The organism is Clostridium sp. MT-14, from assembly GCF_042436595.1.
In the GTDB taxonomy this organism is placed as follows: Bacteria; Bacillota; Clostridia; order Clostridiales; family Clostridiaceae; genus Clostridium_B; species Clostridium_B aromativorans.
This window is the reverse complement of the sequence record NZ_JBHMIY010000079.1, coordinates 1-1,644: the sequence shown is the minus strand read 5'-3', so window position 1 is coordinate 1,644 and position 1,644 is coordinate 1. Positions and strand designations below refer to the sequence as shown.

At 38.3% G+C, this 1,644-nt stretch carries 1 protein-coding gene; it reads right to left on the bottom strand.

The features are described from left to right. Nucleotides 1–103 precede the first annotated feature (103 nt). On the bottom strand, nt 104–1,348 hold the full coding sequence (locus tag ACFHWD_RS20545) for an IS110 family transposase (RefSeq protein WP_229981244.1): 1,245 nt from the start codon (nt 1,346–1,348) through the stop codon (nt 104–106). Nucleotides 1,349–1,644: the final 296 nt, after the last annotated feature.

Sequence of the window (1,644 nt, the reverse complement as noted above, 5' to 3'; positions counted from 1 at the left end):
AAGGTTGAAAATTAAAGTATGAATTGGAAACATAGTAAAAGCGCATAGCAAATAAGCCATCATTTGATGACTTTTTGAAAATTAAATATTTAGCAAGTTAAGGTTAGGTAGCTGACTTGATTTTGTAACCTTGGAACTGTGCCATTAAAATTGCTTGCTCCACTGTGATTTCACGTTCAACAGGTATAACATCTGCCTTTCTATAAAGTTCAGCATTATAAGTTTCTTTATTTTTTAACATATTGTATAATGCTGTTAGAAGCATTCTTGCTATTGCAATGATTGCTTTCTTGTGACCGCGACGCTTTCTTAAACGAAGATAGCGGTTACGTATTTCTGGATGCTTTTCACTTTTAACCACAGAAGTAGCACATTGTACTAAAAGTGGCTTGATGTAGCATCCGGCTTTGGAAACCCGGACAGATTTTTTCTTCCCTGCACTTTCATTGTTGGTAGGAGTTAGACCTGCCCATGAACATAAGTGTTTCGCCGAAGGAAAAGCCTCCATGTTGACACCAATTTCTGAAATAACAGTAATTGCAGAGAAAGGATTCTTAAATGATGGAGCAGTTAGAATTAGGTCGAGTTCTTGCTGATAGGGACTGGCGAGCGCAAGAATCAGTTCTTCTAACTCTGCTTTCCGGGATTCCAAATCCTCAAAATGCTTCTTAATAATCTTTAATTTACCAGCCTGTTCAGGAGAAATATATCCATCAACGGCGAGCTCTAGTTCGGGAATTTTGTTCTTCATAGAGCCATGAATTAAAGGTTTAATATCAAAAGAAGTATCCAAAGGATTTTCAAGAATCTTGTCTAAAATTCTTTTTGAACTTTTACCAAAAGTGTCCGAAACAACGTTTCCCAATTGAATGTTGGAAACCGTGAGACAGTTTTGGAGACGGTTCTTCTCGCTGGACATAAAGCAGGTTAGTTTGTAACGATAGCGCATAAGGTCGCGCAGCTGACGGATATCAGCAGGAGGCATAAAGCTACCGGCAACAAGATCATGCTTAAACAGGTCAGCAGTCCATTTCGCATCTTTCTTGTCAGTTTTTTTACCACGAATAGCCTTAACGTATTTAGGATGTGCAAGTACAATGGAACAACCTTTTTCTAAGACGTTGTACACGGGAATCCAGTATTTACCGGTAGATTCCATACAGACATCCTTACAATTAGACTCAAGCAGCCATTGTAACAGCTCTTTCAGACCCCTCGTGTAGGTAGAAAAGCGATGGCTCTTGTAGGTAGTAATACCTATAGAATTAGTAGTTGCAATACAAGCAACTACAAAAGTTTTGTGGACATCAATTCCACAACAGATTTTGTACACGATTTTCAAAGCCATATGGGACTCCTTTCTGAACTAAGAAGTTCTAAAAAATTATAGGGATAAACGACATTGACTGACAGCCTAGCATTTAAACGAGATTGTTTAAACAAAGATAAGGTTACGTACTCAAAGGTACACTTATTTGTGCTTGAAAAGGCAGTCTACACATATAAACATACGGTCGTCTGGCAAGCTAGACAGCCCACTCACCTCCCCGTGATTTGTAGTGTACCGAAATCCCTATGGCTTAATAATAAAACAAAAATTCGCTCAAAGCCAAATATTTTCATTACGTTTTGTGCCTTGAGCTA